This is a genomic window from Janthinobacterium sp. DSP2-3-3 (assembly GCF_049897325.1).
Classification (GTDB): domain Bacteria; phylum Pseudomonadota; class Gammaproteobacteria; order Burkholderiales; family Burkholderiaceae_D; genus Janthinobacterium.
The window spans coordinates 563,448-575,827 of record NZ_JAFCWA010000001.1 but is presented as its reverse complement, the minus strand read 5'-3'; the positions used below and the strand labels follow the sequence as shown (position 1 = coordinate 575,827).

The following is a 12,380-nucleotide window of genomic DNA, read 5'->3' as shown; positions in this document are numbered from 1 at the left end:
GATTGCCATGTTCAATCTGGAGCAGTTGCTGCACCCCGTCAGCGCCGTCAGTCCCTGCGGCGAAGACATCACTTTCAGCCAGGAGCTCGACGCCATCGCGCGTGCGCGCCAGCACGATGATCCCAGCCTGGACCAGGGCGAGTGGGTAACGGCGCTGAAGGAGGCCGACTGGCCTTTCGTGGCGACGCGATGCGAACAGCTGATCGCAGCGTGCAGCAAGGATTTGCGCGTGGCCGTGTGGCTGGCCGAGGCGCACGCGAAAACGCGCCACTTGCGTGGCCTGGGCGATGGCTACGCGCTGCTGGCCGGCCTGTGCGAACGTTACTGGGATGGTTTGTACCCGCCGGCGGAAGAGGGCGACCAGGAACAGCGCATCGGCAATGTCTTCTGGCTGCTGTCGCGCACGCCGCAGCTGCTGCGCGAGATCCCGCTGACCGATGGCGCCGATGGCCTGTTTTCACTGCAGGATTTCGATGCGGCGCGCCAGCGCGCGGCGGCCAGCCTGGCACAGGGTGCAGCGGAACAGGGCTGGGGCGATGCGCGCCACGACGAAGGGGCGACCCTGGCGCAGATGGAGGCGGCGCGGCAAAGGAATACACGCGCCTTTTCCGACGCATTGCTGGCCGATGCACAATACTGCATGCAGTCGCTGCTGGCCTTCGAACGCAGCGTCGATGCGCGTTTCGGCGCCGATGGCCCGAGTTTTCGCGCCGCGCGCGAAGCGCTGGAAAACGTCATTCATTTTATTGCGCCGCTGCCATCTGGCGTGGACTTTGCCGGCGCGCCGCCCGCCGCTGGCCAGGGCACCAGCAACGGCGGGGGCGCCATCGTGCAGCGCCAGCAGGCACTGGCCCAGTTGCGCCAGGTGGCCGATTTTTTCCGTCGCACCGAGCCGCACAGCCCCGTCGCGTATCTGGCCGACAAGGCCGCCAGTTGGGGCGAGCTGCCGTTGCACCTGTGGCTGCGCGCCGTCGTGAAGGACTCGGGCACCTTGGCGCAGCTCGACGAGATGCTGGGGACGAACAGCGCGAACGGGTGATCGCTGTTGGCGCTTCCATGCTAATCTTTGGGCATGCTTAGAATGCTCATGTTGCCTGCCACGCTATGCCTGTTTATCGCTGCCAGCGCGCAGGCCGGGCCTGCGACGCCGCTGGTGATCTATGGCGACGACGATTATCCGCCGTACTCCTACGTCGAGCATGGCCAGCTGAAAGGCATTTACACGGAGATCGTGCGTGTCGCCGTGCAATCGATGCCGCAGTATGCGGTGCAGCTGCGTCCCGTGCCATGGAAGCGGGGGCTGTTGATGCTGCAGACGGGCGAGGCGTTCGCCCTGTATCCGCCGTATTCGTGGCGCAGCGAACGGCCGCATGTGCGCTATTCCGTGCCGCTGCTGATGGAGCAGTTGGTGGTGCTGTGCAACCAGGACGTGCTGGCCAGGCGTGCGCTGCGGCAGTGGCCCGCCGATTACGGTGGTTTGCACATCGGCGTGAACGCGGGTTTCCTGCTTGGCGATGCGGCGCTGACGGCGTCCTTGCGCGCCGAAAAAATCGTGCTCGACCCGGCCAAGGGCACGCGCACGAATCTGCTCAAGCTGATGCGGGGGCGCATCGATTGCTATGTCAGCGACCGCCTGTCGGCGCAGTGGGAATTGCAGCGCATCCGGCGTGTAGGGCCGGCGGGCACGCCGATGCAGGCGATCCAGGCGATACAGGAAACCGCGCAACTGGCCAGCCAGCAGGGTCACCTGGGCTTTACGGCGCGCCGGCCGGCCACCTACCCTTATCGCGATGACTTTATCGAGCAATTCAATGCCGCCATCGTGCGCATGCAGCATAGTGGCGCGATCCGCCGCATCGTCGACCGTGCATTGCTACCCTGACGTTGCTACCCTGATTTCAGTTATGGAGAAGAGCATGAAAAAACTGTTGTTCCTGTGTGTGCTCGTGCTGGCCGGCTGTGTTGGCCGGCCCGAGAATATTCATCCCGTCAGTAACTTCGACACGACCCGCTATCTTGGGAAGTGGTATGAGATCGCGCGCCTCGACCATTCCTTCGAACGGGGCCTCAGCCATGTGACGGCCGACTATAGCCTGCGCCAGGATGGCGGCCTGAAAGTGCTCAATCGCGGCTACAAGGACGCGGACGCGAAGTGGAAGGAAGCCGAAGGCAAGGCGTATTTCGTGGACAAGAAAGACGTGGGCTACCTGAAAGTGTCGTTTTTTGGCCCCTTCTATGGTTCCTACATCGTGTTTGATTTGGACCCGCAAGATTACAGCTACTCCATGATCAGCGGCCCCGACAAGTCATACTTGTGGTTGCTGTCGCGCACGCCCACCATGGACCCTGCCTTGCAGCAGCGCCTGGTCGAGAAAGCGCGGGGGCTGGGTTTCGATACGTCAAAATTGATCTATGTGAAGCAAAACTGACCTTGCTTGGCTGCCGCCTGTTCGTGGCGGCATCGCGCCTTCAAATTGTTGCTTCTCTGCATGTTATTTCTTGCAATACCATCCTGATTCACTCACAATCTGCTCCAAAGTGGTGCGCTGCGGCGTGCTGCTATTCTGGTGACGCGGGTAGTGTCGCGTCGCCGCTCGTGATTGCCGCACGGCAGATGCCTGCTATATTGGTACGTAGCAGCAGGTCGGTTTCGTGGCGTCTGTGCATTGTTTTTTTCAGATAGGAATCACGCAATGAAAAACCTCAAAATCGGCGTCCGTCTCGGTGGCGCTTTTGCCGCCGTCTTGCTGCTGTTGACGAGCCTGACCGTGGTGGGCATCGTGCAGATGCAAAGCGCCAGCAAGGAAACCGATACACTGGTCAACGTCAAGGTGCGCAATGAGCGCCTGATTGCCGAGTGGACCAAGGTCATCGAGGTGAATGCGGCGCGCACGGCGGCCGCCTGGAAAGTCAGCGACCCGGAACACCAGAAACAGTTTGAAAAGGAAATGGCGGTCTCGTCCGCCCGCGCCACGGAAATCCAGAACGATATCGGCAAGAGCGAGCTGAACGCTGAAGAACAGGCGCTGTACCAGGAGGTGCTGAGCACGCGCAAGGCCTACACGGAAGTGCGCAAAAATGTGTTCAAGGCCAAGAATGCGGGCGACCTGGAACTGGGCAAGCGCCTGTACGAAGGCGACATGGTAGCCAAGCGCGACATTTACCTGGCGGCGCTGAAGAAGTTGGAAGTGCTGGAAGCCAGATTGCTCGATGAAGCGGCTGTGCAAATCCGGTCGCGTTACGAAAACGGCCGTTTGCTGCTGATTTCGCTGGGCGCGGTCGCCATTTTGCTGGGCATCGCCTGCGCATACTGGATCACGCGTTCGATCACGCGTCCCATCACGCGCGCCGTCGAAGTGGCGGAAGCCGTTTCCGCTGGCGACCTGACCAGCCATATCGTGGTGGAAAGCCGCGATGAAACGGGGCAGCTGATGCATGCGCTGAAAAACATGAACGATAAACTGGTCAGTATTGTGGGCCAGGTGCGCACCGGCACCGAATCGATCAGCACGGCGTCGAGCGAAATTGCTGCCGGTAACCTGGACTTGTCGTCGCGCACGGAAGAGCAGGCCAGCTCGCTGGAAGAGACGGCGTCTTCCATGGAAGAGCTGACCTCGACCGTGAAACTCAATGCCGAGAATGCGCGCAGCGCCAACCAACTGGCCATCAACGCCTCGCAGATCGCCAGCAAGGGCGGCGTGGTGGTGTCGGAAGTGGTCTGCACCATGGGCTCGATCAACGATTCCTCGCGTAAGATTGTCGACATCATCAGCGTCATCGACGCCATCGCCTTCCAGACGAATATCCTGGCCTTGAACGCGGCCGTGGAAGCGGCCAGGGCCGGCGAACAGGGTCGCGGTTTTGCCGTGGTGGCCTCCGAGGTGCGCAACCTGGCGCAGCGCTCCAGCGCGGCGGCCAAGGAAATCAAGGGCTTGATCGACGATTCCGTGCAAAAGGTCGAGGCCGGTTCGCAACTGGTGGACAAGGCGGGTCGCACCATGGACGAGATCGTGCAAAGCATCAGCCACGTGACGCAGATCATGAACCAGATCACCGATGCCAGCGATGAGCAGCGCGCCGGCATCGAGCAAGTCAACCAGGCCATCGGCCAGATGGACCAGGTGACGCAGCAAAACGCGGCCTTGGTGGAAGAGGCGGCTGCGGCAGCCGAATCCATGCAGGAACAGGCAGCCAAGCTGGCCGACGTGGTGGGGGTATTCAAGCTTGACGCCACGCAGCAATATGTCCCGGCAAGCGTGTCCGCCCGACCCGCCGCAGGTCAGCCTGCCGCAAGGCGCACCGTGACCGCTGCTGCGCGCACCTCCGCCCCCACTGTCGTCGCCCGCTCCGCCAGCGGCCCCGTCAAGGCAGCGAAACTGAACACGGTGCATACCAGCAAGCCGCGGACAGCGGTCGCTTCCGGCGCCGACGAGTGGGAAGAGTTTTAAGCGTTGTTTTAAGCTGCCCCTCACTCGGCCATTCCCGCTGGCATGGCGCGGGCGCTACAATCGCGGCTTGAAGAATCCCGCGCCCGCGCTCCGCCATGACCACCAGCCGCACCTCCAGCACCTCCAGCACCTCCAGCCAGACCTCTGCATTGCCCTCCCACGCCGAAGCGCCCAAACGCGAGCGCTGCCCGATCTGCCTGCGCGCCGCCACCAGTTGCATCTGCCGCTGGATCGCTCCCGTTTCCCACGCGGTGGAGGTAGTGCTCTTGCAACATCCGCTGGAAGTCCACAACGCCAAGGGCAGTGCCCGCTTGTTGCACCTGAGCCTGTCCAACAGCCAACTGCTGACAGGCGAGCATTTTGCACCCGACATCCTTGCCGAATTGCTGGCCGACAAGCACAACGTGCTGCTGTACCCGGATACGCCTGGCGACCGTTCGCTGGGCATCGCGCCGCCGCCTGCGCTCGACCCTGCCATCTTGCTCGATCCTGCCCGCTTGCGCCTGGTGGTGCTGGACGCCACCTGGCGCAAGAGCCGCAAGATGCTATATTTGAATCCCCCGTTGCAACAACTGCCGCGCCTGCCCCTGCGCGATACGCCCGCTTCCCATTACCTGATCCGCAAAGCGCATGCGCCGGACCAGTTATCGACTTTGGAAGCGACGTGTTATGCCTTGATGCAGTTGGAGCAGGACGCGCCCCGTTTCGTTCCCTTGATCGCGGCATTTGACGGCTTTGTCGCGCAGCAGTTGAGTTATGTCATGCCGCATGCTGAAAAAGCGTGAAACGGCATCACGCGAACCCTTGATCTTGCCCGCATAGCGGCATAGTATACTGTACGTATATACAGTTAATGGGGCCGTTCATGAAAGCAATCATTCCAGAGCACGATGACAGCTTCGCCGGGCAAGCCATGTTGCCGCCGCAATCGCTGAAAGCCCACAAGGGGCGCGGTGCCGTGTCGAACTTGCAAGGGCGCTACGAGGCGCATGCGCGCGCCGGATTTGATGATGGCTGGAGCACGGGCGGCCTGGAGGACGCCGCCGGAGAGGAGGCTGCTCCGGGCTGGAAAACGCAGGTCAGCGACGAGCAGGCACGCAGCATCCTTACGCGCAATGCCTCGCCCGATTTGCCCTTCAATGTGTCCCTGAACCCGTACCGGGGCTGCGAACATGGCTGCATCTATTGCTTTGCCCGTCCCACGCACAGCTATCTGGGCCTGTCCCCGGGCCTGGACTTCGAAAGCCGCATCTACGCCAAGGTGAACGCGCCCGAACTGTTGCGGCAGGAATTGGCCAAGCCGTCGTATGTGCCCGAACCGATCGCCCTTGGCGTCAATACCGATGCGTATCAGCCGTGCGAACGCGAACGGCAACTGACGCGGCGCGTGCTGGAAGTGTTGCGCGAGTGCGAGCATCCCGTGGCGCTGATCACGAAATCGTCGCTGATCGAGCGCGATATCGACATTTTGGCACCCATGGCGGCCAAGCGCCTGGCGGCCGTGGCCGTCACTGTCACCACCCTCGATCCCGCCATCGCGCGCACGCTGGAGCCGCGCGCGGCCGCCCCTGCGCGGCGGCTGCGCACCATCCGCACCCTGACGGAGGCGGGCATTCCCGTGGGCGTGAGCATCGCGCCCATCATTCCATTTGTCACGGAACCGGAAATCGAGCAGCTGCTCGAAGCCGTGCGCGACGCGGGCGCCATCCACGCCCATTACGTCGTGCTGCGCCTGCCGTGGGAGGTGAGTCCATTGTTCCAGCAATGGCTGGAAGCGCACTTCCCGGAACGGGCTCAGCGCGTGATGAACCGGGTGCGCGAAATGCGCGGTGGCAAGGATTACGATAGCGCGTTCGGCACGCGCATGCGCGGCGAAGGCGTGTGGGCTGACCTCATCCGCCAGCGTTTCGAGAAAGCCGTGCACCGGCTGGGGCTGCACGGCAAGGGCGGCCGCTTCAAGCAGCTCGATTGCACGCAGTTCCGCCGGCCGCTGGTGGTGCCGCCGTTGGGGGGCAGGGAGCAAGGGGGCAATGCGGGGCAGCTGGATTTGTTTTAAGTTAAACCATCGTCTGCGCTGATGCTGCAGGGTGGCGCTTACGCGCTGGAATGCGGGCGACGGTTGCCTGGGGCTGGGGGAGTGCAGCCGGTCGTGGGGAAGGGCGCGCCGTCGTCCGGGAACCCCGAGGCAGGGTCTTGTCTCAGGTTCCCGAGGGCGTTGCGGCGTCGTCCTGGGTAGGTGTCTGGAGCTGTGCCAGATGTTGCTCGATGGCAAAGACGTGTGGGTCGCTCTTGCCCAGTTCGCGCAGGGCGCTGGCCAGGTGCAGCAGGTATTCGCTGTTCGGGCCGCTGGGGCCGTTTGATCGGGCAATCTGGCGCGCGATGTCCAACTCCGGTGCGGCGCCCAGGAAGGCGGCGTTTTCCTCGTTGGCGATGTACACCAGGCCTTCGACCTTGCCGCCATCGTCGAAGGTGATCTCGGTGGCCAGGCGCAAATAGCCATTTTTTTCGCGGTGGTCGAGGTGGGCGAAGACTTCGGGGGTGATCAAATAGGCCATGCCGTCGCACACGGCGCCCGCCTGTGGCACGATGGTGGCGACCCTGCCCGGCGCCATCGGCGTGCCCCGATGATCGTGCGAGCCTTGCCAGAAGCGTCGCGTCCAGCCGGCGATGCTGGCGGGGCGCCGCTCGATGTAGGGAAAGTCGGCCTTGTAGATCAGCGAGCCATAGCCGAACAGCCAGACTTGTGCGTGGCCGTCGAATTTGTTCATGCGCTGGTTGAGGGCGATGGTGGCGGCGTCGATGCAAGACAGGTGGTTCTGGACAGGCTGGGTCATGGCGTAAGAGGCTAGGGACGATGCGCCATTATAAAGCGGCGCCCGCCGCGCCGCCGGTCGGGAGGGCATCGCGTGCGCCGTTGTTTCCGCCGACGTTCCACTTGTGCGTCTCGACGAACTGGAACAGGAAGGCCATGAAGCTTTCGGCCGCCGGCGACAGCGAACGGCCCGTCTTCGTGTAGACGAAAAAGCGCCGCCTCAGTTCTGGTTCGTGCAGGGCGCGCATCTGCAACTGGTACAGCTTGACCATCGGTTCGGCGTACGGCAGGCAGACCGTGATGCCCAGATTGGCGCTGACCATGGCCAGTGCCGTCGTCATGAAGGTCACTTCATTGTAGGGATTGAGCGACAGCTCGCGAAACGCGCCGTGCATGTCGCGCAGCAGGCGTTCTGTAAATTGCCCCTGCAGCGAAATGAACGGGTAGTCTCCCACGTCGGCCCAGGTGACTCTTTCCTTGTACTGCAGCGGGTGCTGCTCGGGGAAGACCAGCACGAAGGGCATCTCGAACAGCACTTGCGCGGCGATTTCCGCCGTCGGGTCGCGCTCGGGGCCGATGCCGAAATCGACTTCGCCGCTGAAGACGCGCGCCGAGACGTTCTCTACGGGGCAGTCGACCAGGCGCAGCTGCACGTCCGGGTGCGCCTGGCGGTAGGCGGCGATCACTTCCGGCAGCAGGGTGCAAGCCATCATCTGCGGCGCGGCGATGCGCACCATGCCTGTTTTCAGGGCCTTGCGCTGGGCGATGCCGGCCATGGCGCCATCGAGGTCCTCGATCATCTTTTCAAACAGCGGATACAGTTCGCGGCCGATTTCCGACAGCTGCGTCTTGCGCGTGCTGCGCTCGACCACGCGCACGCCCAGCACGCTTTCCAGCTCCTTGATCAAGCCGCTCAAGGCGGACTGCGTCACGTGCAGGTATTCGGCGGCCAGGGTAAAGCTGCCGGTCTTGGCCAGGGCCACGAAGGCGCGCATCTGTCGCAGGCTGGGACTCATAAGATAATCCGATAAATCAATAGTTAAAAATTGTTTGTATGATAGCTGTAACTCGATTCTAATGGTGAAAAGTTGAAAAACACGCCAGCCATCGCGCCCCGAGCGCATCCATTGGAGACAATTCGCATGAATGACCACATGAAAATCAAGCAAATCCACCACGTCGCCTACCGCTGCATCGACGCGAAGAAAACCGTCGATTGGTACGTCAAGCATTTGAACATGAATTTCGTCCTCGCCATCGCCGAAGACCTGGTGCCGTCGACCAAGGCGCCGGACCCATACATGCATGTCTTCCTCGACGCGGGCCAGGGCAATGTGCTGGCCTTCTTTGAATTGCCGACGCAGCCGCCCATGGATCGCGACCGCAATACCCCGGCCTGGGTGCAGCACCTGGCGCTGGAAGTGGGCAGCATGGAGGAACTGCTGGCCGCCAAGGAGCGCCTGGTGGCCGCCGGCATCGAGGTGCTGGGCCCCGTCAATCACGCCATCTTCCAGTCGATTTACTTCTTCGACCCGAACGGCCATCGCCTGGAACTGGCGGCCAACGTGGGCACGCCCGAGATGATGGCCAAACTGGACGCCGTCAAATGGGAAATGCTGGAAGAATGGTCGCAGACGCGCCGCGCACCGAAGCACGCCGCCTGGATGCACGCGCCGGCCGAAGCCTGACCGCCGCAGATTGAACACTGCAGACTGACCCCATCTGACCACTACGCCACACAAGGAACACCATGAAACTCGCAACCCTGAAAAACGGCAGCCGCGACGGCGCCCTGATCCTCGTCAGCCGCGACCTGCGCCAATATCAGCGCGTGGCCGCCATCGCGCCCACCCTGCAGGCGGCACTCGACAACTGGGACGCCGTCGCGCCGAAACTGGAACAGGCGTACGCAAATCTGAATGCGGGCCAGGCGCCGGACGGGCAGCCGTTTGACGCGGCGCTGTGTCATTCGCCGCTGCCGCGCGCCTACCAGTGGGCCGACGGTTCTGCCTACATCAACCACGTGGAACTGGTGCGCAAGGCGCGCAACGCGGAAGTGCCGGCCTCGTTCTACACGGACCCGCTGATGTACCAGGGTGGCTCGGACAGTTTCATCGGCCCGCGCGACCCGATCTTCGCCCTGTCCGAAGAGTGGGGCATCGACCTGGAGGCCGAGGTGGCCGTCATCACGGGCGACGTGGCCATGGGCGCCAGCGTGGCGGATGCGGCAGCATCCATCCGCCTGGTGATGCTGGTCAACGATGTTTCGCTGCGCAACCTGATCCCGGGCGAACTGGCCAAGGGCTTCGGTTTCTTCCAGTCGAAGGCGGCCAGCGCGTTCTCGCCCGTCGCCGTCACGCCCGATGAACTGGGTGCCGACTGGGCTGACAGCAAGCTGCATTTGCCGCTGCTGGTCGACCTGAACGACAAGCCGTTTGGCAAGCCGAACGCGGGTGAAGACATGACCTTCAATTTTGCGCAACTCGTCGCCCATGCGGCGAAGACGCGCGAACTGGGCGCCGGCAGCATCGTCGGCTCGGGCACCGTGTCGAACAAGCAGGGCAACCTGTTCGGTTCCAGCATCGGGAACGGTGGCGTTGGCTACTGCTGCCTGGCGGAAGTGCGCATGTATGAAACCATCGAGCACGGCGCGCCAAAAACGGCCTACCTGCAGTTCGGCGACACGGTGCGCATCGAGATGCGCGACGCGGCGGGCGCCAGCATCTTCGGCAGCATCGAGCAGACCGTGGCCCTGTACGCTGGCGCCACACGCGCCTGAGGGGAGGGCGTCCCATGAAGCTGTACACCTATTTTCGCAGTTCGGCCGCTTACCGCGTGCGCATTGCCCTCAATGTAAAGGGCATCGATTACGACAGCATTCCCGTGCATTTGCTGCAGGATGGCGGCCAGCAACTGCTGCCCGCCTACCGCGCCGTCAACCCGGCGGCGCTGGTGCCGGCGCTTGACGACGATGGCGCCATCCTGACGCAGTCACTGGCGATGCTCGAATACCTCGACGAGACGCGCCCAGACGTGCCGCTGCTGCCGCCGGACGCGCTGGGACGCGCCAAGGTGCGCGCGCTGGCGCTGGCGATCGCCTGCGATGCCCATCCGCTGACGAATCTGCGCGTCTTGAAGTACCTGAAAAACACCCTGGGGCTGTCGGAAGAGGCCAAGCAGGAGTGGTACCGCCACTGGATGGCCGAGGGACTGGCTGCCGTGGAAGCGCTGCTGGCGCAGGGCGACCCTTTTGGTACGGGCCTGTTCTGCCATGGCGACAGCCCGACCATGGCCGACTGCTGCCTGGTGCCGCAAGTATTCAATGCGCAGCGTTTTGCCATCGACCTGGCGCCATATCCGCGCGTGGCGCGCATCCATGCGCATTGCGCCAGCTTGCCGGCCTTTGCCGCCGCCCATCCGTCGCAGCAGCCTGACGCCGAACAAGTTTGATCCGCGTCAAGCAGTGAGCAGCCCCGGCCAGCATGCAGGCCGGGGCTTTTTTACGCGTGATTGATTTGGGGCAGTCAATGCCAGCTTGCTGGTGCGCTACAATTTGCGTTTGTCCAAATACTTCACGCGCCATGACCGTTACCACCGTTCCTGCCAGCATCACTGATGCCCTGTCCTTGGCACATGCTTCCTGGCGTCCCATCCTGCTGCGCGGCTTGCACGCCGTGATGGCAGCCGATCCTGCCTACCTGCCGGCGCTGGCCGTTGACGATTACCTGCCCACGCAGGGCCGGCTGTTCGCCGCCTTTGCCCTGCCGTTGGCGCAGGTGCGCCATGTGCTGGTGGGCGAGGGGCCGTATCCGCGCGCCGAGAGCGCCACGGGCGTCTGCTTCATGGATGGCGCCGTCGGCAGCCTGTGGTCGGCGACGGGCCTGTCGAAACCCGTCAACCGCGCCACGTCCTTGCGCAACTTCATGAAGATGCTGCTGGTGGCCGATGGCCAGTTGCAGGGCGGCGACACGTCCGGCGCGGCCATGGCGCCCGTGGCGGACGCCGCGCAGCAAGTCGGCAGCGGCGTGATCCAGACACTGTCCGACTTGCAGCGCAAGATGACGGAGCAGGGCTTCTTGCTGCTCAACGCGGCGCTGGTGTTTCGTTCCCACGTGCCGCCCGTGCAAGATGCGCGCGGCTGGCTGCCCTTCCTGCAAGTGGTGCTGGAAGCGCTGGCGCAGCAGGACGGCGCTGCCTTGCCACAACTGGTGTTGTGGGGCAAGATCGCCGAGCTCATCAAGCGCTTGCCGGTGGCGGCAATGCTGCCGCAGGTGACGGCGGAACATCCGTATAATCTGTCTTTTATCGGCAATCGTGACATGCAGGCCTTGTTTGGCCCGATGCAACTATTGCGTGCTTGAGCTTGAATGATCGCCTGTCTGGCGGAAGTGCGGGGAATATGCAAATCAGTAATGTGGAAGAATTGAAGGCGTGGATAGCGGCGGGCGGCGTGCCCGACTATCTATATTTCTGGGGGCACACGCCGGCGCAGCCGCAGGTGCCCGACAAAAGCTGCTTCAGCCAGTGGTTTCCGTCGCCGTTCAGCCTCGCTGGCGTAACGTATGCCACGGCCGAGCACTACATGATGGCGCAAAAGGCGGCCCTGTTTGGCGACACGGCCGTGCAGGCGCGCATCGTGGCGGCCGGGCGGCCGTCGGAAGTGAAGAAGCTGGGGCGCGAAGTGGCGAACTTTGACGCCAAGGTATGGGAGGCGGCGCGCAGCGGCATCGTCTTCGATGGCAACTTTGCCAAGTTCTCGCAAAAGGCCGCACTGCGCAAGTTTTTGCTGGGCACGGGCGAGCGCGTCATTGTCGAATCCAGTCCCGTCGACCGCATCTGGGGCGTGGGCCTGGCGTCGGACAATCCGCGCATCCTGGACCCCGCCAGCTGGGACGGCTTGAACCTGTTGGGTTTTGAACTGATGAAAGTGCGCAGCGCTCTCCGCGCTTGAGCCGTACTGTTGTTTTCCTGAAGCCGCCGCGCCTGGCGCGGCCGGCCATGCCCCTGCCAGCCCTGTGGTCATCGAGGGGCGCTCTGACAAACCCCGCTGAATTTGTTATACTTGACTAAATCATTCAACTACTCAGGGTTAGAGAAGTTGAAATGCCGCAATATTCTAA

The 12,380-nt window shown here is 63.1% G+C and carries 13 protein-coding genes; 11 read left to right on the top strand and 2 right to left on the bottom strand.

Annotated elements, in window-relative coordinates; genetic code table 11:
- The first annotated feature begins 7 nt into the window (after positions 1 to 7).
- From tssA to ACP7DE_RS02855, 6 genes are all read left to right on the top strand, one after another.
- Positions 8 to 1,039: a type VI secretion system protein TssA gene (gene tssA / locus ACP7DE_RS02880; RefSeq protein ID WP_426070651.1), complete on the top strand. Its 1,032-nt coding sequence runs from the start codon at positions 8 to 10 to the stop codon at positions 1,037 to 1,039.
- 48 nt (positions 1,040 to 1,087) lie between these two features.
- A complete protein-coding gene (locus tag ACP7DE_RS02875) occupies positions 1,088 to 1,882 on the top strand; it encodes a substrate-binding periplasmic protein (protein ID WP_426070650.1) in 795 nt (264 codons plus the stop codon).
- Positions 1,883 to 1,916: 34 nt separating this feature from the next.
- A complete protein-coding gene (locus ACP7DE_RS02870; protein ID WP_426070649.1) occupies positions 1,917 to 2,429 on the top strand; it encodes a lipocalin family protein in 513 nt (170 codons plus the stop codon).
- Positions 2,430 to 2,693: 264 nt separating this feature from the next.
- Positions 2,694 to 4,448 (top strand): methyl-accepting chemotaxis protein, encoded by a 1,755-nt coding sequence (locus tag ACP7DE_RS02865; RefSeq protein ID WP_426070648.1) that lies wholly within the window; start codon positions 2,694 to 2,696, stop codon positions 4,446 to 4,448.
- 95 nt (positions 4,449 to 4,543) lie between these two features.
- Positions 4,544 to 5,233, top strand: coding sequence for a tRNA-uridine aminocarboxypropyltransferase (locus ACP7DE_RS02860; protein ID WP_426070647.1), 690 nt, complete (start codon positions 4,544 to 4,546; stop codon positions 5,231 to 5,233).
- An 80-nt stretch (positions 5,234 to 5,313) separates the two neighbouring features.
- On the top strand, positions 5,314 to 6,504 hold the full coding sequence (locus ACP7DE_RS02855; RefSeq protein ID WP_426070646.1) for a PA0069 family radical SAM protein: 1,191 nt from the start codon (positions 5,314 to 5,316) through the stop codon (positions 6,502 to 6,504).
- Between the two features lie 142 nt (positions 6,505 to 6,646).
- On the opposite strand, the gene ACP7DE_RS02850 is transcribed toward ACP7DE_RS02855, so the two are convergent.
- A complete protein-coding gene (locus tag ACP7DE_RS02850) occupies positions 6,647 to 7,249 on the bottom strand; it encodes a gamma-glutamylcyclotransferase (RefSeq protein ID WP_426070872.1) in 603 nt (200 codons plus the stop codon).
- A gap of 61 nt (positions 7,250 to 7,310) precedes the next feature.
- Positions 7,311 to 8,276 (bottom strand): LysR substrate-binding domain-containing protein, encoded by a 966-nt coding sequence (locus ACP7DE_RS02845; RefSeq protein WP_426070645.1) that lies wholly within the window; start codon positions 8,274 to 8,276, stop codon positions 7,311 to 7,313.
- Positions 8,277 to 8,414: 138 nt separating this feature from the next.
- On the opposite strand from ACP7DE_RS02845, the gene ACP7DE_RS02840 reads away from it, so the two are divergent.
- The 5 genes from ACP7DE_RS02840 to ACP7DE_RS02820 all read left to right on the top strand — a co-directional run bounded on the left by ACP7DE_RS02840 (position 8,415) and on the right by ACP7DE_RS02820 (position 12,211).
- The gene (locus ACP7DE_RS02840) at positions 8,415 to 8,948 is read left to right on the top strand and encodes a VOC family protein (RefSeq protein ID WP_426070644.1); all 534 of its coding nucleotides are present in this window, start codon (positions 8,415 to 8,417) and stop codon (positions 8,946 to 8,948) included.
- Between the two features lie 62 nt (positions 8,949 to 9,010).
- Positions 9,011 to 10,039, top strand: coding sequence for a fumarylacetoacetate hydrolase family protein (locus ACP7DE_RS02835; RefSeq protein ID WP_426070643.1), 1,029 nt, complete (start codon positions 9,011 to 9,013; stop codon positions 10,037 to 10,039).
- Between the two features lie 14 nt (positions 10,040 to 10,053).
- Positions 10,054 to 10,710 carry a maleylacetoacetate isomerase gene (gene maiA, locus ACP7DE_RS02830; protein WP_426070642.1) on the top strand — a complete coding sequence of 219 codons (657 nt, stop codon included), beginning with the start codon at positions 10,054 to 10,056 and terminating at the stop codon, positions 10,708 to 10,710.
- 131 nt (positions 10,711 to 10,841) lie between these two features.
- Entirely contained in the window at positions 10,842 to 11,621 is a 780-nt protein-coding gene (locus tag ACP7DE_RS02825) for a uracil-DNA glycosylase (RefSeq protein WP_426070641.1), read from the top strand.
- A 38-nt stretch (positions 11,622 to 11,659) separates the two neighbouring features.
- A complete protein-coding gene (locus ACP7DE_RS02820; RefSeq protein WP_426070640.1) occupies positions 11,660 to 12,211 on the top strand; it encodes an NADAR family protein in 552 nt (183 codons plus the stop codon).
- Positions 12,212 to 12,380 lie beyond the last annotated feature (169 nt).

Coding starts and splice junctions, on each gene's coding strand:
- ACP7DE_RS02855 (WP_426070646.1), top strand. CDS start 5,314: ATGAAAGCAATCATTCCAGAGCACGATGACAGCTTCGCCGGGCAAGCC.
- ACP7DE_RS02845 (WP_426070645.1), bottom strand. CDS start 8,276: ATGAGTCCCAGCCTGCGACAGATGCGCGCCTTCGTGGCCCTGGCCAAG.
- ACP7DE_RS02835 (WP_426070643.1), top strand. CDS start 9,011: ATGAAACTCGCAACCCTGAAAAACGGCAGCCGCGACGGCGCCCTGATC.
- ACP7DE_RS02875 (WP_426070650.1), top strand. CDS start 1,088: ATGTTGCCTGCCACGCTATGCCTGTTTATCGCTGCCAGCGCGCAGGCC.
- ACP7DE_RS02840 (WP_426070644.1), top strand. CDS start 8,415: ATGAAAATCAAGCAAATCCACCACGTCGCCTACCGCTGCATCGACGCG.
- ACP7DE_RS02860 (WP_426070647.1), top strand. CDS start 4,544: ATGACCACCAGCCGCACCTCCAGCACCTCCAGCACCTCCAGCCAGACC.
- ACP7DE_RS02820 (WP_426070640.1), top strand. CDS start 11,660: ATGCAAATCAGTAATGTGGAAGAATTGAAGGCGTGGATAGCGGCGGGC.
- tssA (WP_426070651.1), top strand. CDS start 8: ATGTTCAATCTGGAGCAGTTGCTGCACCCCGTCAGCGCCGTCAGTCCC.
- ACP7DE_RS02825 (WP_426070641.1), top strand. CDS start 10,842: ATGACCGTTACCACCGTTCCTGCCAGCATCACTGATGCCCTGTCCTTG.
- ACP7DE_RS02865 (WP_426070648.1), top strand. CDS start 2,694: ATGAAAAACCTCAAAATCGGCGTCCGTCTCGGTGGCGCTTTTGCCGCC.
- ACP7DE_RS02870 (WP_426070649.1), top strand. CDS start 1,917: ATGAAAAAACTGTTGTTCCTGTGTGTGCTCGTGCTGGCCGGCTGTGTT.
- maiA (WP_426070642.1), top strand. CDS start 10,054: ATGAAGCTGTACACCTATTTTCGCAGTTCGGCCGCTTACCGCGTGCGC.